19 protein-coding genes are annotated in these 22,180 nt (G+C 68.1%); 6 read left to right on the top strand and 13 right to left on the bottom strand.

Features of this window, described 5'->3' with window-relative positions:
- Positions 1 to 9: 9 nt before the first annotated feature.
- The 7 genes from ABFX45_RS00365 to ABFX45_RS00335 form a co-directional block, all read right to left on the bottom strand.
- Positions 10 to 2,178 carry an NEW3 domain-containing protein gene (locus tag ABFX45_RS00365; protein WP_109629776.1) on the bottom strand — a complete coding sequence of 723 codons (2,169 nt, stop codon included), beginning with the start codon at positions 2,176 to 2,178 and terminating at the stop codon, positions 10 to 12.
- Between the two features lie 51 nt (positions 2,179 to 2,229).
- On the bottom strand, positions 2,230 to 4,338 hold the full coding sequence (locus tag ABFX45_RS00360; RefSeq protein ID WP_109629773.1) for a hypothetical protein: 2,109 nt from the start codon (positions 4,336 to 4,338) through the stop codon (positions 2,230 to 2,232).
- Between the two features lie 4 nt (positions 4,339 to 4,342).
- Complete coding sequence (locus ABFX45_RS00355; RefSeq protein WP_109629770.1) at positions 4,343 to 5,110, bottom strand: amino acid ABC transporter ATP-binding protein; 768 nt, start codon at positions 5,108 to 5,110, stop codon at positions 4,343 to 4,345.
- Entirely contained in the window at positions 5,107 to 5,904 is a 798-nt protein-coding gene (locus tag ABFX45_RS00350; RefSeq protein WP_109629767.1) for an amino acid ABC transporter permease, read from the bottom strand. The genes ABFX45_RS00355 and ABFX45_RS00350 overlap by 4 nt, the downstream gene beginning before the upstream one ends.
- 76 nt (positions 5,905 to 5,980) lie before the next feature.
- Complete coding sequence (locus tag ABFX45_RS00345; protein WP_346126767.1) at positions 5,981 to 6,793, bottom strand: basic amino acid ABC transporter substrate-binding protein; 813 nt, start codon at positions 6,791 to 6,793, stop codon at positions 5,981 to 5,983.
- A 241-nt stretch (positions 6,794 to 7,034) separates the two neighbouring features.
- Entirely contained in the window at positions 7,035 to 9,689 is a 2,655-nt protein-coding gene (locus tag ABFX45_RS00340) for an MGH1-like glycoside hydrolase domain-containing protein (protein WP_109629759.1), read from the bottom strand.
- 301 nt (positions 9,690 to 9,990) lie between these two features.
- Positions 9,991 to 11,409: a M20/M25/M40 family metallo-hydrolase gene (locus ABFX45_RS00335; protein ID WP_346126764.1), complete on the bottom strand. Its 1,419-nt coding sequence runs from the start codon at positions 11,407 to 11,409 to the stop codon at positions 9,991 to 9,993.
- 354 nt (positions 11,410 to 11,763) lie between these two features.
- Between ABFX45_RS00335 and pdhA the strand changes: the two genes are divergently transcribed.
- Genes pdhA through ABFX45_RS00320 form a run of 3 tightly spaced genes read left to right on the top strand, consistent with a single transcriptional unit; the run spans position 11,764 to position 15,373 of the window.
- Entirely contained in the window at positions 11,764 to 12,960 is a 1,197-nt protein-coding gene (gene pdhA, locus ABFX45_RS00330) for a pyruvate dehydrogenase (acetyl-transferring) E1 component subunit alpha (RefSeq protein ID WP_109629750.1), read from the top strand.
- Positions 12,960 to 13,985 (top strand): alpha-ketoacid dehydrogenase subunit beta, encoded by a 1,026-nt coding sequence (locus tag ABFX45_RS00325; protein ID WP_109629747.1) that lies wholly within the window; start codon positions 12,960 to 12,962, stop codon positions 13,983 to 13,985. The genes pdhA and ABFX45_RS00325 overlap by 1 nt, the downstream gene beginning before the upstream one ends.
- 14 nt (positions 13,986 to 13,999) lie before the next feature.
- Complete coding sequence (locus ABFX45_RS00320; RefSeq protein WP_346126761.1) at positions 14,000 to 15,373, top strand: dihydrolipoamide acetyltransferase family protein; 1,374 nt, start codon at positions 14,000 to 14,002, stop codon at positions 15,371 to 15,373.
- 191 nt (positions 15,374 to 15,564) lie between these two features.
- On the opposite strand, the gene ABFX45_RS00315 is transcribed toward ABFX45_RS00320, so the two are convergent.
- Positions 15,565 to 15,717 (bottom strand): hypothetical protein, encoded by a 153-nt coding sequence (locus ABFX45_RS00315; protein WP_346126759.1) that lies wholly within the window; start codon positions 15,715 to 15,717, stop codon positions 15,565 to 15,567.
- Between the two features lie 175 nt (positions 15,718 to 15,892).
- Between ABFX45_RS00315 and ABFX45_RS00310 the strand changes: the two genes are divergently transcribed.
- Both ABFX45_RS00310 and ABFX45_RS00305 read left to right on the top strand, forming a co-directional pair.
- A complete protein-coding gene (locus tag ABFX45_RS00310; RefSeq protein WP_346126757.1) occupies positions 15,893 to 16,813 on the top strand; it encodes a MerR family transcriptional regulator in 921 nt (306 codons plus the stop codon).
- 64 nt (positions 16,814 to 16,877) lie between these two features.
- A complete protein-coding gene (locus ABFX45_RS00305; protein WP_146231361.1) occupies positions 16,878 to 17,201 on the top strand; it encodes a hypothetical protein in 324 nt (107 codons plus the stop codon).
- Here ABFX45_RS00305 and ABFX45_RS00300 read toward each other — a convergent pair.
- The 3 genes from ABFX45_RS00300 to ABFX45_RS00290 form a co-directional block, all read right to left on the bottom strand.
- The gene (locus tag ABFX45_RS00300) at positions 17,198 to 17,701 is read right to left on the bottom strand and encodes a hypothetical protein (RefSeq protein ID WP_346126755.1); all 504 of its coding nucleotides are present in this window, start codon (positions 17,699 to 17,701) and stop codon (positions 17,198 to 17,200) included. The two genes, ABFX45_RS00305 and ABFX45_RS00300, sit on opposite strands and share 4 nt — an antisense overlap.
- A 6-nt stretch (positions 17,702 to 17,707) precedes the next feature.
- Positions 17,708 to 18,862: an acyltransferase family protein gene (locus tag ABFX45_RS00295; RefSeq protein ID WP_346126753.1), complete on the bottom strand. Its 1,155-nt coding sequence runs from the start codon at positions 18,860 to 18,862 to the stop codon at positions 17,708 to 17,710.
- A gap of 87 nt (positions 18,863 to 18,949) precedes the next feature.
- Positions 18,950 to 19,657 (bottom strand): thermonuclease family protein, encoded by a 708-nt coding sequence (locus ABFX45_RS00290; protein WP_346126751.1) that lies wholly within the window; start codon positions 19,655 to 19,657, stop codon positions 18,950 to 18,952.
- Between the two features lie 135 nt (positions 19,658 to 19,792).
- Between ABFX45_RS00290 and ABFX45_RS00285 the strand changes: the two genes are divergently transcribed.
- Positions 19,793 to 20,200 (top strand): hypothetical protein, encoded by a 408-nt coding sequence (locus ABFX45_RS00285; RefSeq protein WP_109629728.1) that lies wholly within the window; start codon positions 19,793 to 19,795, stop codon positions 20,198 to 20,200.
- A gap of 39 nt (positions 20,201 to 20,239) precedes the next feature.
- On the opposite strand, the gene ABFX45_RS00280 is transcribed toward ABFX45_RS00285, so the two are convergent.
- Positions 20,240 to 21,454, bottom strand: a complete 1,215-nt coding sequence (locus ABFX45_RS00280; RefSeq protein ID WP_109629725.1) for an acyl-CoA dehydrogenase family protein — start codon at positions 21,452 to 21,454, stop codon at positions 20,240 to 20,242.
- Positions 21,455 to 21,465: 11 nt separating this feature from the next.
- Positions 21,466 to 22,095, bottom strand: coding sequence for an SCP2 sterol-binding domain-containing protein (locus ABFX45_RS00275; RefSeq protein ID WP_109629722.1), 630 nt, complete (start codon positions 22,093 to 22,095; stop codon positions 21,466 to 21,468).
- Positions 22,096 to 22,180 lie beyond the last annotated feature (85 nt).

The following is a 22,180-nucleotide window of genomic DNA, read 5'->3' as shown; positions in this document are numbered from 1 at the left end:
TGATCCATGCTAACCAGCGACTTCGAGGCGGATCACCGCGGTGGCCCTGACCAGCTCACCGGCCGCCACCTTCACCACCGCCGGCCACGACCCGGCAGACGCCCACGCCGGTGCCGAGACCGTGAAGTCGAGCGCCACCCGTCCCCGAGCGGGCAGAAGACCGGAAACGCAGAACGGCCCGACCAACTCCCACGTCTCTCGCGGCGACAGAATCCGTGCTTGCACCGGCAGGTCACCGTGCGCGCTGGAAGCCAGCACGACCCGCAGCACCGCGGACGAGCCGGGCGCGACGGACACCACCGAAGGCGCCGACGCCACCCACAGCACCTCGACCGGATCCTCGAAGTCCCACTCCGGCACGGTCAGCAGCACCACGTCGTAGACCTCGAACGGCAGCCCTTCCAACGTGGCCCGCACCGGGTGGCAGCCGGGAGTCCGCGGCGGGACCAGTCGCACCTCGGCCGAGGTGTGGCCACCGGCGGGCAGCGACACCGGCAGCGTGTCCCAGGAAGCCGACCAGCCGTCCGGCAGCGACAACCGGACCACGCCCTCGAACGGATCACCGTCGGACACCGCGACCACCCGCAGCCGGGTCGGGCTGAGCACCTCCAGGTGCACGTTCGCGGCAAGCCCTCCCAACGGAGCGGGCTCGTGCAACCAGTACCGCGCGAACACCGGCGTGACGGCGGGCGACACGGGACCGAGCGGCGGCCCTGCCATCGACAGCCGCGGCGCCACGGAAGGCAACGAGCCCTGCTCCGGCGAGCGCGATCCCAGGACGCCCACGAGCGGGGAAGGTCCGAGGTGGTCGACCTCGTGCCACAACGTGAAGGTCGAGGACCCGACCATCTTCTCCCCGACCTCGCTGTGCCAGACCGTCACCGGTCCGGTCAGCTGGGGAGGCTCCAACGCTGGGCCGTCAACCGCGACCAACGAAGCGATCGGGTCGTAGGAGAGCACGTGGTGAGTGGACGCGATCTCGTTGCCGAAGCCGCGCTTCCACCCGTGGTCGACGTCGTCCTCGACGAGCGAACACGTTCGCCACCCGTGTGCCGGTACGTCTCTGGCCAGGAACGTCACGGTGGTCCCGTCCACCAACGTCGGCAGCACTTCATCGCCGTGCGCCACGTGCACGTTCCGAGGGGACGGCAGATGTACGGACACGACATCGGTGCACGGCACGTCCAGCGGGTTCCAGACGACCACCGACGAGTCCACTGTGGACGTCAATGCCGAAAGCGACCGCGCGATGATGTCCGAGTGCAGGTCGAAGGCCTCACGAGGATGCGCCACAGCAGCACGCTCAAGAGCGGCGGTCGGATAGTTCGCCCCGGTGAGCCGGGCGGCATGCGATGCGAACACCGCTGCCGGTGAGTCGTCGAGCGGAGCAGGCGGCACCGGCACGGACCCGCGCACGTAGTAGTCGCGCGGCAACGAGCAGATGATCCGCGGCCACGTGTAGCGCGCGCTCCAGTCGTGGTGGATCGCGGTCATCCACGGCGAGGGCATCGAACGCGGCGGTCCGATCGGCAGCATCACGTGCGGCGACGACGCCGAGGACCGCAGCGCCAGGAACGACGAGTAGACCGACCGCTCGGCCTCACCCAGTGAAGACGCCTCCAACGCCGTCCCGGACGGCAGCGAGGACAGCAACGGCGACACACCGACCACATTGGACTGAGAGCCGACGACCTCGACCCGGCCCTCGGAGATCAGCCGCAACAGCAGCGAGCGGTGCTGCGGGAACGTGTCCCAGTACGGCTGCAGCAACTCCACGGACGTCACGGCGAATCGGTAGGCGGGATCGGTCAGCGCCAGGTCCAGATGCGCCCGCAGCACCGGGAAGGGCGCGTCCGCCGCCACGTGCCCGACCAGGTGCACTGTCCACCCGGGCGAGCCGACGACCAGCGAAAACGAGCACGAGTCCTCGCCAGAGGCCGACCGCACGACGGCCTGGGCGGGCACCACGGAGCCGGGGGCGTGCTCGGAGACGTCGACCGCGATCTCGTAACCGAACGGTCCTGGCACGAGCGAACCGCCGTGCCGCGCCGAGTGCAGGCCCGGACCGGAGACGTGCGCGTGCACCGGTCCTGCCAACGCAGGCGACGTCACGCGCACCACCTGCAGCAGCGCGGTCCGAGGCCCGACGAACAGCTCGGTGGACTCGGCGGAGATCACCGAACGATCGCACCATCGTTCAGCACCAGATGAAATAACCCGATGGTGGCGTTATCTCTTGAGCATCCGCGTGAGGCCCGCAGCCACCGTGGTCGCCAGAATCCAGCCCGTCACGATGAGCCCGGACGCGATCCACTGCGACGCACCGGGGGTCTGCCAGCGGTTCTTGTTGCCGAAGTCGACGATCGGCACCACCAGGTCGATCGTGTAGAGCCACGCGTTCCACGGCAGGTGGTCGTCGTCGTTGATCACCACCAGCGGTCCCTTGAACTGGAACCACATGCTGCCCACGACCCACGCCGCGATCAGCCACCCGAGTGCGCGCGCCGGGCGGTAGCCGTAACCGACCATCGAGCGCTGCAGGAAGCTCCACACCAGCACCAGCGGTCCAAGGAACCGCATGCCCTCGGCGACCGCGCGGTACCGCAGGCGTTGCTTCTCGATCAGCACGGTCGAGGCGTGCTCCTCGTTGCCGGACGCGGTCAGCATCTCGGCGAACTGGTCGTACGGGCGCGGGTGGTAGCTGCGGCGCATGGCCTGCCGGAGCCAGCGCAGCCGTTGCTCGACCTGGGCGTCGTCGCGCAGGTGGATCGGGTGGGCGAGCGAGTCGTAGCGGAAGTCGTCGAGGTCGATGAAACCGGTGGCGTTCCAGAAGTTCTCGTTGTCGTCCAACGAGGTGCAGCGCGCCTGCCGCAGTGTCACGAGGCCTTTCGGGGGCGACACGACGTTGACCATCAGCTCCTGGACCTGCATGCCCATGGCGTTCAACGCGTGGCTGTCGAGCTTGTAGCCGAGCACGGCGCCGTTGAAGTTCGCCATGCGGCCGATGGTCGCGCGACGGCACCGCACGCCGCCGTGCGCGACGAACTCCCTCTCGCCGCGCGCGCAGATGAGGTCGCGGCCGATCGTGGCGCCGCCGATGTCGAGCGACGGCTTCTCGCGCGGCTGGTGGCGGTACGTGCCCGGCTTGATCAGGCGGCTGCCGCGCAGGTCGAGGTTCGCGCCCACGGTGATGCCGCGCAGCTCCAGACCACCGGAGATCTCCGACTCGCGCACCACGAAGTTGCTGCCGATCTGCGAGCGGTTGGTCAGCAGGGCGTCCGCGGCCGGATTGTCCACAACGGCCCGTTCGATCGTGATGCTGCCGCGCACGTGCGTGTCGACCATGCGCAGCTGGCCCTTGATCCGCACACCGCGCCCGACGATGTCGCCGCCGATCTCGGCACCGTCGACGTGCAGCGCGCGGCCCGATCCGGTCGGGTCGGTGCCCACCGCCGGTGGCGACACGGCGTCCAGCACAGCGTCTGCCAGCGACAACGTGCCGCCGACGCGGGCGTTCACGGCGCGGACCGTGCCGAGGCTCGTGAAGTCGCGGTCGAGCTCCAGGTCGCCGGACACGTCGACGCGGTCGAGGATCAGCGTCGCCGAGGGGTCGGCGTGCGGGTCGGTGGTCTCCTCGAACACGTCACCGCGCGAGAGCTTGGCGCGGCTCAGCGACAGCGTGGAGCTGATCCGGGCGTTGGAGAGGAACACCACGCCGTGCGAGGTGAACGCGCCGAGCAGGTTGCCGCCGACCTGCATGCCGTTGCCGTTCAACGTGAAGCCGTTGGCGTTCTGCAGGATCGCGCTGCCGAGGTTGACGTTGCCGCCGATGCGCGCGCCCGCGAGCCGCATCTCGCCCTCGGTGTGGATGCCGAACGCGAGCAGCGCGCCCGCCACGGTCAGCCGGTCGCCGTGCACGCACAGCCCGCCCGGCACGCTGAACCTGCTGTCGCGCAACAGAACCGAGCCCGCGATCTCGGCATCGGTCAGGTCGACCAGATCGGAGACCCGGCAGCCGAGCAACGAGACGTCGTTGCTGCTGCTGAGGTTGCGCGCTTCGAGACCCGGCAGATCGCAGTCGCTGAACGAGATGCCGGCGAGGTTCGCCTGCCGCAGGTCGGGTGCCGACTCGAACTGGCAGCGCTCGAACTCGAGCACGTACGGCACCTCGACCGCGCGCAGGTCGAGCACATCGGTGACCACGCGGTCCACCACGCGGATGACGGGCGGGGTGCTCGGCTTGCGCCGAGGTAACCGCCACCCGCCACCACCTGAGTTGTCGTTCTCCCCCAACAGTCCCCGCAACACCTCCGCCGCGGTGACCCTCCCCCTGGCCACGTGGCTAGTCCGGGTCGCTCGGACCGTGGTGCGTCGGGTCGAGCACGCGAGCCAGGAACGACTTGGTGCGCTCCTCCTGCGGGTTGCCGATCACCTCGGCAGCCGGACCCTCCTCGACGATGTAGCCACCGTCCATGAAGATCACCTTGTCGGCGACCTCGCGGGCGAACTGCATCTCGTGCGTCACGACCAGCATCGTCATGCCCTCGTCGGCGAGCTGGCGCATCACGCCGAGCACGTCACCGACGAGCTCGGGGTCGAGCGCCGAGGTCGGCTCGTCGAACAGCATGACCTCGGGGTCCATCGACAGCGCGCGGGCGATCGCCGCACGCTGCTGCTGGCCACCGGAGAGCTGCGCGGGCATCGCGGCGACCTTGTCGCGCAGGCCCACGCGGTCCAGGTTGCGCAGGGCGACCTCGCGGGCTTCGCGCTCCGAGCGCTTGAGCACCTTGCGCTGCGCGACCATGAGGTTGTTCAGCACGTTGAGGTGCGAGAACAGGTTGAAGCCCTGGAAGACCATGCCGATCTTCGTGCGCGCCCGGTCGATGTCGACGTCCGGGTCGGTGAGCTCCGTGCCGTTGACGGTGATCTTGCCGCCGTTCGGCTCCTCCAGCAGGTTCACGCACCGCAGCAACGTCGACTTGCCGGAGCCGGACGGCCCGATGATGCAGACGACGTCCCCGCGGTTGACGCTGAGGTCGATGTTCTTGAGGACTTCCAGCGGGCCGAACGACTTCTTCAGCCCGGAGATCTCCACGCAGATCTCGCTCATACGACGGACACCTTCTTCCCGCCCGTGCGCTTCTCCAGGTACCGCGACAGGTAGCCGAGCGGCAGCGTGATGATCAGGTAACAGAGGCCCGCGATGAGGATCGGCGTCAGCGACGGGCTGCGGCTCAGCGTCTCGCGGCCGAACTTCGTGAGCTCGTACTGCTCGCGGAACAGGCCGAGGATGTAGATGAGCGAGGAGTCCTTGGTCAGCAGGATCAGCTCGTTCGTGAGCGGCGGCAGGATGATCCGGAACGCCTGCGGGATCACGATCGTGATCATGGCGCGGCCACTGGACATGCCGAGCGAACGCGCGGCCTCGACCTGCCCCTTGGGCACCGCCTGGAGGCCGGCGCGGATCGTCTCCGCCATGTAGGCGGCGCCGACGCCACCGAGCGCCAGCATGACCGTGGTCAGCGGCGGGAACTGCATCTGGAACGCGATCGGCACGCCGTAGTAGATGCCGATGAAGACCAGCAGCGCGGGCACGCCGCGGAAGAACTCGATGTAGACGGTGGCGATCCAGCGGTACGGAGCGACCGACGACAGCTTCATCAGCGCCAGCACGAGCCCGAGCGCGAGACCGAACCCGAATCCGAGCGCGGTGTAGACGATGGTGTTCTTCAACGCCACCGTGATCACGTTCGGGAACATCGACGCGGCGATCTCGGGGTTCAGGAACGCGCGCCGGATCTGGCCCCAGTCGGCGAGGAACGCGACCAGCAGGACTACGACGATCAGCACGCCGTACTGCACATAGCGGATGTACTGGGCCCGCTTGCGCCTGGACAGTGCCATTTGGGCTCCTAGCGATGTGGTTCGGACAAGCGGCGGGGCCGGCGCGTCGTGCGTGCACCGGCCCCGTGGAAAGCCGTTACTTCTTCTCCGGCTTCTTGCCGAACCACTTCTCGTAGATCTTGTCGTACTCGCCGCTCTCCTTGGCCTTCTTCAGCACGTCGTTGATCTTCGCGAGGAGGGCGGTGTTGCCCTTCTTCACGCCGATGCCGTACTGCTCACCGGTGGCGAACTCGGTGGTGACCTCGGTGTCCGGGAACTCCTTGGCGTAGTCGTAGAGCACGCCGTTGTCGTTGATCGCCGCGTCGACCGCGCCGGTGCGCACGGCGGTCTCCATCAGCGGGAGGTCCTCGAACTGGACGACGGTGTAGCCGTTCGCGGCCGCGTTGTCGTTCGCGTACTTCTCACCTGTCGTGTCCTGCTGGACGCCGAGCTTCTTGCCCTTCAACGAGGCGAGGTCCTTGTACCCGGAACCCTTCTTGACCAGCAGTGCCTGCGAGGCCTCGAAGTACGGCTCCGAGAAGTCGATCGCCTGCTTGCGCTCGTCGGTGATCGTCATGCCAGCCGCGGCCAGGTCGCACTGGTTCGCGTTGAACGACGTGCCCGAGGTGATCGTCTCGAACGGGGTGTCGAAGATCTGCTGGGTGACACCCAGGTCCTTGGCGATCAGGTCGACGAGGTCGACGTCGAAGCCGACGGTCTTGTCGCCCTGGCTGAACTGGAAGGGCTTGTAGCTGAGGTGGGTGCAGGTGACGAGCTTGCCGGCCTGCACCAGCGAGATGTTCGAACCGCCCGAACCCTGGTTCACCGGAGTCGCGCAGCCCGAAGCTGCCATCACGGCCAGCCCCAATGCCGGGATCATGGCCATCAACTGCCTGGTTCGACGAGCCACTGCGTCACTCCTCGTAACTGTTGCGGACGAGTGAACGGGATCCTGCCACCCAGGTGCCGTGGTGGACAGCACGTGCGTGTTACAGGCCACTGCCTTGCAACAAGTTTGCGTCAAATGGGCTCGTGAGCCGCAGAATCTTGCGTGAAATAGCCTAGATCACACAACGTCTGCACGTATTGCACCCGAATGGTAACCATCTGCGAGCGCGTCCTTGATCAGGATTTGATCACGATGATGCTGCTCAGCGCGTGCGTTCGGTCAACAGACCAGCCACCAACGCCGTCCAGCCGGTCTGATGGGTCGCGCCGAGGCCTTCGCCCGTGTCACCGTCGAAGTACTCGCTGAACGTGACGTGGTTGCGCCAAAGCGGTGACTCGGAAGCCTCGATCCGCTTGCCGTCCGACGGCCGGCGCCCGTCGTGGTCCGGCAGGAACAACCCGACGAGCCGGTCGCTCAGCTCGTCCGCGACCTGCCCGGCGGTGAGGTGGCGGCCGGAGTGCGTCGGCATCTCGACCTGGAACGTGCCGTCGTGGAACGCGCAGACCGTCCTGAGCGCTTCGACCAGCAGCGCGTTGGTGGGCAACCAGATCGGGCCGCGCCAGTTCGAGTTGCCGCCGAACATCGGCGTGGTCGACTCGCCGGGTTCGTAGCCCATCCGGTGCCCCTGGCCCGCGACGTTGACCTCCAGGCCCTCGCGGTGGGCGGCACTCAGCGAGCGGATCCCGTGCGGCGAGAGGAACTCGTGCTCGTCGAGCATCCGGTGCAGCACGCGGCGCAGCTTGTGCTCGTCCAGCAACGACACGAACGCGCCGCGCTCGTAGTGGAACGTGATGAACTGCCGCAGCTCCGGCCGGCGTTTGAGCAGGTGCTCCAACCGGCTGGTGAACCCGTGCAGCTCGCTGAGCACCCACGGTTCGAGGACCGCTGACGCCAGGAGCGGGATGAGGCCGACCATCGACCGCACCCGCAAGGGCTCCGACTCGACGGTGCCGTCCGGGCGGCGGCGCGAGACCCGGTCGTAGCAGAAGCCGTCCTCCTCGTGCCAGATCCCGCTGCCCGACGACCCGAAGTGCGTGAACGCCTCCGCGATCGACAGGAAGTGCTCGACGAACTTCGTCGCCACGTCCTCGTAGGACTCGTCCTCGCGGGCCAGCTCCAGCGCGATCTGCATCAGGTGCAGGCTGTACGCGGCCATCCACGACGTGGCGTCGGACTGCTCCAGCCGCCACTCGCCCAGCATCGGCTCGGACCTGTTGACCGGCCCGATGTTGTCCATGCCGAGGAAGCCGCCCTCGAACAGGTAGCTGCCGTCGGCGTCCTTGCGGTTCACCCACCACGAGAAGTTGAGCAGCAGCTTGTGGAAGATCTTCGCGAGGAACTGCCGGTCCTGACTCCCGTCCGCCCGGTAGACCTGCAACGCCGCCCAGGCGTGCACAGGCGGGTTGACGTCGCCGAACTCCCACTCGTAGGCGGGAATCTGGCCGTTCGGGTGCATCATCCACTCACGGCAGAACAGCAGCAGCTGCTCCTTCGCGAACGCCGGGTCGACCAGCGTGAACGGAACCGTGTGGAACGCGAGGTCCCACGCCGCGAACCACGGGTACTCCCACTCGTCCGGCATGGAGATGACGTCCGCGACGTCGAGGTGCCGCCAGTGCACGTTGCGCGCCTCGGGCGTCCGCCTGCTCGACGGTGCCTCCGGCTTGGTCGGGTCGCCGTCGAGCCAGTCGCGCGTCCGGAACCGGTAGTGCTGCTTCGTCCACATCAACCCGGCCAGCGCCCGCCGCAGCACGTGCTTCTCTTCTGGGCTCGCTTCCGGCGCGATGGCGTCGTGGAACTCGTCCGCCTCCTGCTTGCGAGCCTGCACGGTCTCGCCGAAGCTCGGCCCGAACGGATCCACGTGCCCGTCACCACCGACGAGCCTCAGCCGGATCGTCACCGTCTCACCCGGCTCCACGGGGTCGAACGAGTACCAGGCCGCGAACTTCGTACCCGCCACCCCCGCGTCGTCCGGCCCGGCCACCTGACACGTGGACGTGCTGCCGTGCACCACGTAGTTGCAGATGCCGTCCTTCGTCCACGGCGACGGGTTGCGCTCGGCCCCGAAGAGCGACATCTCGTTGCTCTCGTTGTCCGTCATCAACATCGACGGTGACCCGTCGAGGTGCAGCGTGTACCGCCCCAGGTTTCCGTGGTCAGCCGTCACCTTGCGCCCGGTGGACGTGCTCGCCACCAGCTGACAGGGCCGCTGATCCCGCCCCCACGCCCACGTGTTGCGAAACCACAGCTGCGGCAACAGGTGCAGCGGCGCGTCATCAGGCCCGTGGTTGGTAGCGCTGATCTCGACGCAGATGTCGTCGGTGTCGGCCTTCGCGTAGGTGACCTGGACGTCGAAGAACCGGTTCTCGTCGAGCACCCCGGTATCGGCCAGCTCGGGCTCGCGGTTCTCCCGCCCGGCATTCCGCGCCATCTCCCGGAGCTGGCCGTACGGAAACTCCTTCTGCGGATACCGGTAGACCACCTGCATCCACGAGTGCGTGGGCGTCCCATCGGTCACCCACCAGTGCTCCTTGACGTCCTCACCGTGGTTGCCCTCGCTGTTGGTGAGGCCGAAGTACCGCTCCTTGAGGATGGGGTCGTTGCCGTTCCACAGCGCGACCGCCAGGTTGAGAAACCCGTGCACGTCGCAAATGCCGGCGATGCCGTCCTCGCCCCACCGGTAGGCGCGGGCACGCGCGTGGTCAAAAGGGAAGGACGCCCACGCATCCCCTTCGGGCGAGTAGTCCTCCCGCACGGTGCCCCACTGGCGACCCGAGAGGTACGGCCCCCACAGCCGCCACGGCGAAGTCGGGTTCTCCGACTCCGCGAGGCGCGCCCGTTCCGCATGTTCGCCCATCGGCCCAGTGTGGGACACGGGGTCGGATGCCTGGTCGGGCCCACGTCTGGTCTGAGTGTTTCCTCACTAAAAGCGGGGTGGAGCGTGACCTGAACGGCCGATTCAGGCCGCCTACGACGGTGAGGACGCCGCCATCAGGAACCTGCGCGACCTCGCAGCCGCGCGGATCGAGTTCCTGGCAGTGGTGCGCGACGACTCACGAACGACCTGGCCGAGGCGGCCCCGCGCAGGTCAACGCGCTGGCGAGAGCGCGAAGGTACGCGGGGCAACCCGGCGACAGGTCTTGCGTTGTTGGAGGATTTCAGCGCTGAGACGACTGCGCGTCCAGCACCAACGCCACGGCCTCAGTGACCCGAGCCGCGTGCGCCAGGTGCAGCCACTCGTCCGGCACGTGGCAGTTCGAGTCAGGCCCAACAGCTCCGGTCACGAGGAACTGCGCCTCGGGGTAAGCCTCGTGCAGCAGCCCCATGAACGGAATCGACCCACCGAGCGACACGGTCCGCCAAGGCGCCCCGAAGACCTCCTTGCCGGCATCGTCCAGAACAGCCGACAACCAGGGCGCCAAAGCAGGAGCGTTCCACCCGTCAGCGGCCTCGACCCGCGAGAGCTCCACGGTCGCGTTGTAAGGCACGTCCGTGGTCAGCCGCTCACGCACAGCCTCCAGGGCCGCCGAGGAGTCAGCGGTCGGCGGCAGCCGGAACGAGAGCACCAGCGTGGTGAACGGCCGCAGCACGTTGCCCGCGTCGTCCGGCGACGGCAGCCCGTCCGCGCCGGTGACCGACAGGGTCGGCCGCCACCCGGTGCCCAGAGCCTGCTCAACCTCGTCCGAAGACATCGGCTGCAGGTCGCCAACACGCGGCACGGGACCCCACAAGGCGCCGGGCGCGGCCTCCACGGCCTCGCGGACCTCGGCCAGCCGGTGCGCGGGGATCTCGACGTGCATCTCCGGCACCAGGATCTCGCCGGTCGCGGAGTCCTCGAGACGGTCCAGCAGCACTCGCGCGATGCGGAACGACGACGGCACCATGCCGGACGCCATGCCCGAGTGCAGGCCGCCCTCCAGCACCCGCACGGTCATCTTGACCTGCACCAGGCCGCGCAGCGACGTGGTCAGCCACATGCGTTCGTAGTCCGAGCCGCCGGAGTCCAGGCAGACCACCAGAGACACACGGCCCAAACGAGAAGAGAGGTGCGAGAGGTAGGCGGGCAGGTCGGGCGAACCCGACTCCTCGCCGGTCTCCAGCAGCACGACACAACGCGAGTGCGAGCCGCCTGCCGCGCGCACGGCCTCGATCGCGGCGATTGCGGCATATCCGGAGTAACCGTCATCCGCCGCGCCGCGGCCGTAGAGACGTCCGTCACGCAGTACCGGGGTCCACGGGCCGAGTCCGTCGCTCCAGCCGCCCACCGGCGGCTGCTTGTCGAGGTGTCCGTAGAGCAACACCGTGTCGTCGCCCGCGTTACCGAACGCGGGCACGTCGACCACGAGAAGTGGCGTGCGTCCCGCCAGTTGGACGACTTCGAGAGTCACGCCGGGCAGCTCGCGGGCGGAGATCCACGTGCGCACGTGCTCGATCGCGGCGGCCAGTTCGCCGTGTTCGTCCCAGGCCGGGTCGAACGCGGGCGAGATCGCCGGCACGGCGACGAGCTGAGACAGGCTCGGGACGATGTCGTCGTCCCACAGCGTCCGGACGGTGCTGGTCACAACTGAACGGTCCACCTCTCGATCCTGTCACGACTCCGCCTCTGCTCGCGTCCTTAAGCTCATCCCCGGAGGCCTCTGGCAAAGTTAACGATCGGTAACCGGGACAGCTGCGTCCGGTAATCGAACGGCCTAGTCGGAGGGCAAAAAGTCGAACCTCCGACTGTTGTCGCTGATCAGAACGTTGACTCGTGTGTTACGAAGTGGGACGGGTCTCACCAACACGGGTGAGGGCGTGTCAGGATGTGGTCGTAAGCCACCGTCAACGCCGACGGCTGCCTCCGGCCCCACAGGGTTGGCGGTGACCGCCGGCGTCGCCGCACGAGGTCGTCACGAGCGATCGGGCGGTCGGAGAGACAGAGGAGAAGGCGCATGTCGTCCCCTGAGCAATGGACGCACCCTGAGCCGGACGCAGCGCCGGCCGCCACTGCCGCAAAACCGACAGCGGAACAGGTGATCGCAGGCTTGCGAGCAACAGACGAGGGCGGCGCCGACCTGGTGCAGCTCCTCACCCCCGAGGGTGAGCGAGTCACGCACCCCGACTTCGACATCGACATCTCGGCGGAGGAGCTGCGCGGCCTGTACCGCGACATGGTCCTGATCCGCCGGGTCGACCGCGAGGCGAACGCGTTGCAGCGCAAGGGCCAGCTCGGCATCTGGGTGCCGCTGCTCGGCCAGGAGGCGGCGCAGATCGGCGCCGGCCGCGCGATGCGTCCGACCGACATGGCGTTCCCGAGCTACCGCGAGCACGGCATCGCGTGGACCCGCGGCGTGCACCCGACGGAGCTGCTCGGCATCTTCCGCGGCACCGACCAGGGCACGTGGGACCCGGTCGAGAAGCGCTTCCACCCGTACACGATCGTCATCGGCAACCAGGTCCTCAACGCGGCCGGGTACGCGATGGGGCAGAAGTTCGACGGCAAGGTCGGCGACGACGACGGCGAAGCCACCATGGTGTTCTTCGGCGACGGCGCGACCTCGCAGGGTGACGTGCACGAGGGCTTCGTGTGGGCCGCGGTCTACGACGCTCCGCTCGTCTTCTTCTGCCAGAACAACCAGTGGGCCATCTCCGAGCCCACCGAGCGCCAGTCGCGCCTGCCGCTGTACCAGCGCGCCCGCGGCTACGGCTTCCCCGGCATCCGCGTCGACGGCAACGACGTGCTCGCCACGCTCGCGGTCACGCGCTGGGCGTTGGACGAGTGCCGCCACGGCAACGGCCCGATCCTGATCGAGGCGTTCACCTACCGGATGGACGCGCACACCACCTCCGACGACCCGACGCGCTACCGGCTGTCGGACGAGCTGGAGCTGTGGAAGCTCAAGGACCCGATCGAGCGGGTCAAGGTCTACCTGGTCCGGCAGCAGTGGGCTGACCAGGAGTTCTTCGCGAGCGTCGAGGCCGAGGCGGACGAGCTCGCCGAGAACCTGCGCGAGTTCTGCGTCAACATGCCGGATCCGCCCGCCGAACGGATCTTCAGCAACGTCTACGCCGAGGGCAACCCCAACCTCGAAGCGCAGCGCGACGAATTCCTCGACTACGTCTCGGGTTTTGCTGGAGGTGAGCACTGATGGCTGCTCCGACCATGGACCGATCCACGACCGCTGCCCCGGCGACCCCGGTGCAGACGCTCACGATCTCCAAGGCGCTCAACATGGGCCTGCGGGCCTCCATGGAGGCCAACCCCAAGGTCATCATGATGGGCGAGGACATCGGCAAGCTCGGCGGTGTCTTCCGGATCACCGACGGTCTGCAGAAGGACTTCGGTGAGCAGCGCGTGCTCGACACGCCGCTCGCGGAGTCCGGCATCATCGGCACCGCAGTCGGCCTCGCGATCCGCGGCTACCGCCCGGTGTGCGAGATCCAGTTCGACGGCTTCATCTTCCCCGGCTTCGACCAGATCGTGTCGCAGGTCGCGAAGCTGCACTACCGCACGCAGGGCAAGATCAAGCTGCCCATCGTGATCCGCGTGCCGTTCGGCGGTGGCATCGGCGCCGTCGAGCACCACTCGGAATCGCCCGAGTCGTACTTCGCGCACACCGCCGGCCTCAAGGTCGTCTCGTGCTCGAACCCGGCCGACGCGTACTGGATGATCCAGCAGGCGATCGACTGCGACGACCCGGTGCTGTTCTTCGAGCCCAAGCGCCGCTACTACGAGAAGGGCGAGGTCGACACCACGGCCCAGCCCGGCCCGCTGTTCCAGTCGCGGGTTCTGCGCACCGGCGCGGACGCGACGCTCGTCGCGTACGGCCCGATGGTCCGGACTGCTCTCGACGCCGCCACCGCGGCTGCCGAGGACGGCACGTCGCTGGAGGTCATCGACCTGCGCACGTTGTCGCCGCTGGACCTCGCGCCGGTGTTCGAGTCGGTGCGCCGCACCGGCCGGCTGGTCGTCGTGTCCGAGGCGCCGTCCGAGTCCTCGATCGCCAGCGAGATTGCAGCCAAGGTCCAGCAGGAGTGCTTCTACTCGTTGCAGGCACCGGTGCTGCGGGTGACCGGCTTCGACACCCCGTACCCGCCGTCGAAGCTCGAGGAGGAGTTCCTCCCCGACCTCGACCGGGTGCTGCACGCCGTCGACCGCTCTCTCGCCTGGTAAGGGGAACAACGGAAATGCCGCAGTACAAGCAATTCCCCCTGCCTGACACGGCTGAGGGGCTGACCGAGGCCGAGATCCTCACCTGGCACGTCAAGCCCGGTGACACCGTCACGGTCAACCAGATCATCGTCGAGATCGAAACGGCCAAGGCCGCCGTCGAGCTGCCGTGCCCGTGGGCGGGCGTCGTGACCGAGCTGCACGCGGAGCCCGGCCAGACGGTCGAGGTCGGCGTCCCGATCATCACGATCGACACCGACCCCGGTGGTGCCGCCGCACCCGCGTCGGCACCTGCCGCGGCCGAGTCGAACGGCACCTCGTCCGGCAAGATCGGCGAGGAGATGCCGGGCGGGCGCATCGCGACGCTCGTCGGCTACGGCCCGAAGTCCGGCACGGCCAAGCGCCGCGCGCGCAAGGACAGCGCGCCGGCTCCGGCAGCCGCCGTTGCCGCCGCACCTGCTCCTGCGCCTGTCGTGGTGCCGGAACCCGTTGCGGTACCTGCTCCGGTGCGGGCTCCCGGTGGCTACGTGCCGCTGGCCAAGCCGCCGGTCCGCAAGCTGGCCAAGGACCTCGGCGTCGACCTGTACGCGCTCACGGGCTCCGGCCCTGACGGCGTGATCACGCGTGAGGACGTCGAAAGCGCTGTCTCCGCACCGGCTCCCGTCGCCACGCAGTCCTTTGTGGACAACGGCTCGCGCGAACGTCGCGTGCCGATCAAGGGCGTCCGCAAGGCGACCGCGCAGGCGATGGTGGACAGTGCGTTCACCGCACCGCACGTCACCGAGTTCCTGACGGTCGACGTGACGCCGATGATGGAACTGCGCGCGCGGCTGAAGAACCACCCGGAGTTCCGCGGCGTGAAGCTGACGCCGCTCGCGTTCTGCGCCAAGGCCGTCGTACTGGCCACGCGCCGCACGCCGGACGTCAACGCGACGTGGGACAGCGCGGCGAACGAGATCGTCTACAAGGACTACGTCCACCTGGGCATCGCGGCCGCAACGCCGCGCGGCCTGGTGGTGCCGAAGGTCCGCGACGCCGACCGGATGTCGTTGAAGGAGCTCGCGGTCGCACTGGACGAGCTCGCGACGGTCGCCCGTGACGGCAAGACGTCACCGGCCGACATGATGAACGGCACGATCACGATCACCAACGTCGGCGTCTTCGGCGTCGACACCGGCACGCCGATCCTCAACCCCGGTGAGTCCGCGATCCTCGCCCTCGGCGCGATCCGCGACATGCCGTGGGTGGTCGACGGCGAGATCAAGATCCGCAAGATCTGCCAGCTCGCGCTGTCGTTCGACCACCGCGTGGTCGACGGCCAGCAGGGCTCGCAGTTCCTGGCCGACGTCGGCGCGTTGCTGGCCGACCCCGGCTTCGCGATGACCTACTGAGAACAGGTCGTGGGTGTTTCCTTCCTGGTGGAGGAAACACCCACGACCTCGTTTCCGGCCTCTAGTCGACCTGCCCTGGACGGCTTCCATTCGCAGGCTCAGGCTCGCGATGCCGACGACGGTGGTCTCGCCGGCCGGCTCACACTTTTCGCCCATCCAGCTCTCGTTCTGAACGTGTGCCTGTACGCAGGTCACACCGCCCGTGCCCGTAGCGACGACCCGGAGCGCCTCGAGCCGGAGCCGGACGCCTCGGCGTTCGTCGGCGCGGCCACAGCACCGAGCAGCGCGGCGACGAGCCCGACACAGCCAACAGCAGCCTTCAGCGCATGCGAAACAGAACGCATTGATTCCCCCAGAACCCGTCGTTGACGGCACCAGGGCGATACCGATGCGATCAACGTTTTCGCAGGTCACGCGGCTGCGTCACCAGGTCGTTCAGCCCAACTGGAGCGTGTTCGCGCCACCCGTCCGGTTATTCGGTTTGACCCTCCAGCTACTGGAGACTGCAGAGTTGTCCCCGTGACGCGCTACCAGATCGGCGAGCTGGCCAAGATGACCGGACTCACCGTCCGGGCCATCAGGTTCTACTCCGACTCGGGCCTCATCCCGCCCACGGACAGAACCGCCGGCGGCTACCGCACCTACGACGCAGAAGCGGTGGCCAGGCTGAAGCTCGTCCGCACCCTGAGGGATCTGGGCGTGGACCTGCCGACCGCCGGCCGCGTGCTGGCCCGCGAGGTGTCGGTCACCGACGTGGCGCGTGCACATGCGGAAGCGATCGACGCGCAGATGAAGACGTTGCGGCTGCGCCGTGCCGTCCTGCGCGCCGTCGCCAAAGGAGGGGAGATGGAACTGATGAACGAGTTGGCACGGATGTCGGACGAGGAACGCCAGCGCATCCTCGACGACTTCTTCGAGGAGGTGTTCGGGCCCTACGAGCTGGATCCGCAGTTCGAGCAGCGCATGCGATCCGTGCGGGTCGAGCTGCCGGACGACCCGTCGACCGAGCAGCTGGAGGCGTGGGTCGAGCTCGCGAAGCTCCTGCAGGACCCGGACTTCCGCGCGTCGGTCAAGCGGATGTCCCAGCAGCACGAGGAGTTCCGCCGCAACGGTGAGGACATGGGGCCGCGGTCGGAAGGCCAGATGGAGGCGTTCAACTTCGCGATCGCCCAGGCCCGTGAGGCTCTCGATGCCGGTGTCGCGCCGGAGTCGGACGCCGCTCGCGAGGTCGTGGAGCGCGTGAACGCCAAGTGGGCGGAGGCGATGGGCCTGCCGAACGACGAGAACCTCGTCGAGCGGCTGCGCACGTTCTCCGACTTCGCCGACCCGCGTGCCGAGCGGTACTGGGTGTTGATCGCGAAGATCAACGGGTGGCCCGCCATGCCGGACCACTCGCGTGAGCGCGCCTGGCTGCGCGCCGCAGGCCAGCCGTTCGGCTAGACCACCTCGCAACGGGAACCAGCTGGGCGCCCAGCTCGTTCCTGTAGCAACGAAGGGGGTCGTGGTGTCTGCGTTGTTCGAGGTGCTCGGGGGCGTTCTCGGGGAGATGTTCGGCCCGTCCGGTGACGACAGCCGCGGCGACGGGGACGTCTTCCTGGACGGCCGCTGGGAAGAGGGCGAGCTGTTCTTCGGCCCCACGAAGATCGTCTGGGCCGAGCGGATCGTGTTCAGCCCCGAGGACGGCCGGGTCGAGCTGATCACCGACCACGAGCCGCCGCATCCGAACTTCGTGGTGCTGCACTTCCGCCGTGCCGATGACACGGTCCTGCTCGCCGTGCACCGCCGCGAGCTCAAGCGCGTGGGCGCGATCCTGCCGCTGCCGGACTAGCCGGACTCCCTGATGCGCTCAGCCACGCCGCTGAGCGCGAACACACCACCGGACATCGCGAGGCAGATCGCGCTGACCAGCCGCTGGTTCGCCGCCTGAGCGTCCTCGTACTGCTCCTTGGTGAGCACGGTGACGGTCTTGCGGTGTGTGGTCGTGTACTGGCCGTTCTCGTACTTGAGGTTGCCCGCCGTGCTGCCGCTCACCATGGTGACGAGCGCGATGAGCCAGCCTCCGTAGAACGCGAGGGCGGCCAGCACGATCGCGAACGCCGGCATCGCCGCGCGCAGCGTCCGGAACAGTCCTTTGAGGCCGTCGGTCCGCAGTCGCGTGCGCCGGAAGCGCGCCACCATCAACACGATGAGCCCGACGGTCGCCACGATGAGCGCGAAGTTGGCCCACTCCGGCAACAGCGCCGCTCCCAGCACGACCGTCGCGGTGAGGACGATCGCGCTGACCGCACCCACGACCGCGGCGGCGGCCTGCACCGGCAACAGCTTCATGGCAGGTCAGGCGCCGACCGGGACCGGCTGCATCTCCTTCGCGGGAGGGTTGGCCGCGGGCTTCTTCGCGCGGCGGGCGATGATGCGGCGGCCGAGCTCGATCGCCGGGTGCTCGACCCAGCGGAACACCACGTCGGCGAGCAACAGCGACACCAGGGTGACCACCACGGCCGTGAGCGTGCCGTAGACCTGGAAACGAGGCAGCAGCGCGCCGACCATGAAGGCGGCGATGCCCTGGAACAGGTACAGCGAGTAGGAGCGGTCGCCGACGAAGCGCATCGGCCTGGTCGACAGCAGCCACGTCATCGGGTTGCGGCCCATCAGCGACACGATCAGCATCGCCGTCAGCACCGCGTAGGCCAGCAGCAGCACCACGGCGTTGCTGGTGGAGTGCCAGAGGGTCTCCATGTTCACGTGCAGTGCGGTGAAGCCGATGATCGCCACCAGCGCGAACAACGGGTGGGTCAGCGGCTGGACGAACCTGTACAGGCGCTTGCTGTTCATGACGATCGCCAGCAGCGCGCCCACCAGCAGCACCACGTAGTGCACGGTCGAGGTGTAGAGCGCGGTGATCGAGTAGGCGGTGTACCAGCCGGCGGTCAGCGGGATGCAGGCGATCAGCACGGCCATCGCACCCAGTGCGATGTAGACACGGCGCCGGGCCGCGGCCACTCCCGCGAAGACCATCAGCGCGGGCCACACCAGGTAGAACTTCTGTTCGATGCCGAGCGTCCACGAGCCGGAGAAGTAGTCGTTCGGAGCGCCCTTCATGCCCTCGGGCAGGAACTCGTTCATGAACGTCAGGTAGTACTTCAGCGTCTCCGGGTACCGGATCGTGAAGAAGTCGCCGCGCAGGTAGAAGAACGCCATGATGAACGCGAAGATCACGAAGTACGGCGGCATGATCCGGAACACGCGCCGGATGTAGAAGTTCTTCAACGAGATCCGGCCCTTGGTGTCCTGCTCACGCAGCAGCAGCGTGGTGATCAGGAAGCCGGACAGCACGAAGAAGAGGTAGACGCCGACCCACCCGGAGAGCCACTTCCACTCGGCGCCTCCGAAGTGGAAGAACACCACGATGACGGCCGCGAACGCGCGCAGGCCGTCCAGCGCGGGAAAGCGCCGCATCGCCATGAACTCGGCATGGGTCAACGTGCGCACGACGCTCCTCCAAGATGGGATCGCCCAGACCGCGGGGCGCCCCGGAGGCTATCAAACGCCCCAAACCGCCAGCTGCGAACGTGACGGCTACCTGAGTCCTTTGACGACGTTCCGCAGCTCGGCCTCCTTGCGGTACAGCGTCGGCACCGCCTTGGTGACCTTCGCCAGCAACACCGTCTGGTCCACCGGCGCCACCGCGTCCCACGTCAACCCGCCGGGCTTGCTCAGCTGGTCGACCAGCCCGATGGCGGTCTTGGCCGTGTCCGCCGCCACCGTCAGCTCGGCCTTGCTGGCCTTGAGCGGCTGTGCCTCGACCACGGCCGCCGCCTCGGTGATCGCCCTGACCTGCCCCGGCAACGTGCACGGCACCTCAGGCGAATGCAACCCCTTCCGCTGCGCGGCGGCCGAGGTGTTCGCCTCCTTCGCCCTGCCCAGATAACGCGTGCCGTTGACCACCGGCACTGCCAGCCCGTCCGCGATGAGCGCGGCGTTGACGAACGTTCCGTCCTGCTTGGACAGCGCCGCGAACTGTCCTTCCCCGACCACGGTGACCGGAGTCCCCTCGGGCAGCAGCTCGGTCAGCCGCTTCCGGGACTCCAGATGCAGACACTCGCCCGCACCGGGCGCGTCGACGTTCACGAGCCGCACCACCGCGACGCGATCGCCCTCGCGCACTTCGACCGTCTCCGCGTCGACCACCCGCACGACGTGACTGACCACAACGGGCTTCGGGCGGTCCACGACCGTCACGACGTAGGCACTGCCCGCGGCACCGGCCAGAACCGCGGCAGCCATGAGGTACACATTCGGGAGCATCTCGATTCCCCCTAACGCCGATCTACTGGGCTGATCGGAGCAGTGGAACCCGGTGTTACTCCACGCGTTCGCGGATTTACCGTCGGCTAACCAACGCGACTTACGTTCACGTACGTGCTGATCAAACTGGGAATCGTCACGACCGGCGTAGCCCTGTTCCTCGGGGGCACCGCACAAGCAGCGGAGGTACCAGTGGTGCCGAAGCCGCCGAACTGCTCGAGCGCGGTGAAAATCGGCTCGGCCGGCGTCCTGAAGCGAGGCGCCACGACCGTCGCCACGATCACGCAGTACGAGGGCTGTGGCGGCAAGTACGGCCACGTCCGCGTGCAGGCCACGACCCCGTTCCGCGCGGCGGTCCGGCTGAGGGCGGACACCGTGTCCACCGTGCCGACGATCGGCGAGCCGAACCAGCGCGACGTGTGGACGTTCAGCAGGACGATGAACGACATGTGCACGATGGCCGTGGCCACCGTGACTTACGACGGCGCCTCCCTTGAGGGGCGCAGCGGTCGGTCCTGCTGACGAAACGAGAGCGGGCGGCCCGAAAACCGCCCGCCCACGTCACCTGATCTGCATCCCGGAGATCGCCCGCGACACCACGAGCCGCTGGATCTCCGACGTCCCCTCGAAGATGGTGAAGATCTTCGAGTCGCGGTGCATCCGCTCCACCGGGTGCTCCCGCGTGTACCCGGCTCCACCCAGCACGTGGATCGCCCGCTCCGTCGCCCACACCGACACCTCGGACGCCTTGAGCTTCGACATCGAGCCCTCGCCAGCGGTGAACGGCACGTTGTTGCGCCCCATCCACGCCGCGCGCCACACCAGCAGCCGCGCCGCGTCGATCTCCATCCGCATGTTCGCCAGGTCGAACGCGATCGACTGGTTCTCGATGATCTTCCGCCCGAACGCCTCGCGGTCCTTGGCGTAGTCCAGCGCGTACTCGTAGGCGGCGCGTGCGACACCGACGGCCATGGCGCCCACGGTCGGGCGCGTGGTCTCGAACGTCGCCATCGCGGCCTGCCCGCCGGCCTTCTGGCCTTCGCGGGCGCGAGCCAGGCGGGCCTCCAGGCGTTCGCGACCGCCCAGCACGCAACGGCCTGGCACCCGGACGTCGTCGAGGAACACGTCGGCGGTGTGCGAGGCGCGCATGCCGTGCTTCTTGATCTTGCCCGGCGACGACAGGCCCGGCGTGCCCGGCGGGATGATGAAGCCGGCCTGGCCGCGCGAGCCCAGTTCGGGGTCGACGACGGCCGTCACGACGTGCACGTTCGCGATGCCGCCGTTGGTGGCCCACGCCTTCTGGCCGTTGATCACCCACTCGTCGGTGGCCTCGTCGTAGCGCGCCCGCGTGCGGTACCCGGCGACGTCCGAACCGGCCTGGGGCTCGGAGGCGCAGAACGCGGCCAGTTTCGGCTCGTTCTCGTCGCCGAAGCACTCGGGCACCCACTCGGCCAGCTGCTCGGGCTCGCCGGACGCGAAGATGCCTGCGACGGCCAGACCGGTGCCCATCAGCGACAACGCGATGCCGGCGTCACCCCAGAACAGCTCCTCGGTCGCGATGGGCAGCGACAGGCCGATCGGGTCCGCGAACCAGGTCGCGAGGGCCTCGAAGCCGTAGAGGCCGATCTTCGCGGCTTCCTGGATCACCGGCCACGGCGTCTCCTCGCGCTCGTCCCACTCGGAGGCCGCTGGCCTGATCACGTCCTTCGCGAAGCCGTGCACCCAGTCGCGCAGGTCCGTCTGGTCTTCGTTCAGCTCGAGCGAGAAGCCACCCACTGTGTTTTCTCCTAGGCCTTCGGGATGTTGAACAGGCTCATGAACCCGGCCGCGAACCCCAGGTCGCCCTTCACCTTCAGCTTGCCCGTCATGAACAGCACGGGGGCGGAGGCGTTGCCGGTCGCGAGCTTCAGGAAGTCGGCGGGCGTCAGCGTGACGATGGCACGGGCCTCGCGCGTCACGCCCTTGTTGATCGTGCAGGTCGCGTCTTCGATGATGGCCTCGTAGACGTCTTCCAGCACGTGGAAGTGCACGACGGCACGGGTGGCGCCGGCCCGGTCCGCGCGGAAGTGGGCCTCCATGCGGCGGAACACCTCGTCGAGCACCCGGACGCGAAGAGCGGGATCGGAAACGACACCCTCGATCTGGTCCTTCGAGGCGCGCGAGATGATCCTCGCGAAGTTGGACGGGTCCATCTTCGACAGATCGAGGTCCGCGCCGCCGTCGGCGAGCTTGCCCAACGCGGTCAGCAGTGCCGCGAAGTCGTCCTTGCCCAGCTTCTTGGGGTCGATGCCGCGGGCGATGACGTCGATGTTCACATCGGCGAGCGCCGGATCGTCCGGTGAGATCTGCTGCAGCGTGCTGATCAGCTCAGCCGGGCTGAGCTTCGCGATCGCCTCGGTGGTGAGGTCGAGCGTCATTGACACACCTCCTGGTACCTACTCGCGAGTAAGACTACTGGTGAGTAGATAGTGCGGCAAGCCGATCGGATAATCTTGTTCCTCC

The sequence above is a fragment of the Lentzea roselyniae genome, from assembly GCF_039537795.1.
Classification (GTDB): Bacteria; Actinomycetota; Actinomycetes; order Mycobacteriales; family Pseudonocardiaceae; genus Lentzea; species Lentzea atacamensis.
Note: the sequence above shows the minus strand (reverse complement) of the source record. Positions and strands in the feature narration are given on the sequence as shown.

Coding starts and splice junctions, on each gene's coding strand:
- pdhA (WP_109629750.1), top strand. CDS start 11,764: ATGTCGTCCCCTGAGCAATGGACGCACCCTGAGCCGGACGCAGCGCCG.
- ABFX45_RS00325 (WP_109629747.1), top strand. CDS start 12,960: ATGGCTGCTCCGACCATGGACCGATCCACGACCGCTGCCCCGGCGACC.
- ABFX45_RS00290 (WP_346126751.1), bottom strand. CDS start 19,657: ATGGCTGCCGCGGTTCTGGCCGGTGCCGCGGGCAGTGCCTACGTCGTG.
- ABFX45_RS00320 (WP_346126761.1), top strand. CDS start 14,000: ATGCCGCAGTACAAGCAATTCCCCCTGCCTGACACGGCTGAGGGGCTG.
- ABFX45_RS00340 (WP_109629759.1), bottom strand. CDS start 9,689: ATGGGCGAACATGCGGAACGGGCGCGCCTCGCGGAGTCGGAGAACCCG.
- ABFX45_RS00315 (WP_346126759.1), bottom strand. CDS start 15,717: ATGCGTTCTGTTTCGCATGCGCTGAAGGCTGCTGTTGGCTGTGTCGGG.
- ABFX45_RS00350 (WP_109629767.1), bottom strand. CDS start 5,904: ATGGCACTGTCCAGGCGCAAGCGGGCCCAGTACATCCGCTATGTGCAG.
- ABFX45_RS00300 (WP_346126755.1), bottom strand. CDS start 17,701: ATGAAGCTGTTGCCGGTGCAGGCCGCCGCCGCGGTCGTGGGTGCGGTC.
- ABFX45_RS00355 (WP_109629770.1), bottom strand. CDS start 5,110: ATGAGCGAGATCTGCGTGGAGATCTCCGGGCTGAAGAAGTCGTTCGGC.
- ABFX45_RS00275 (WP_109629722.1), bottom strand. CDS start 22,095: ATGACGCTCGACCTCACCACCGAGGCGATCGCGAAGCTCAGCCCGGCT.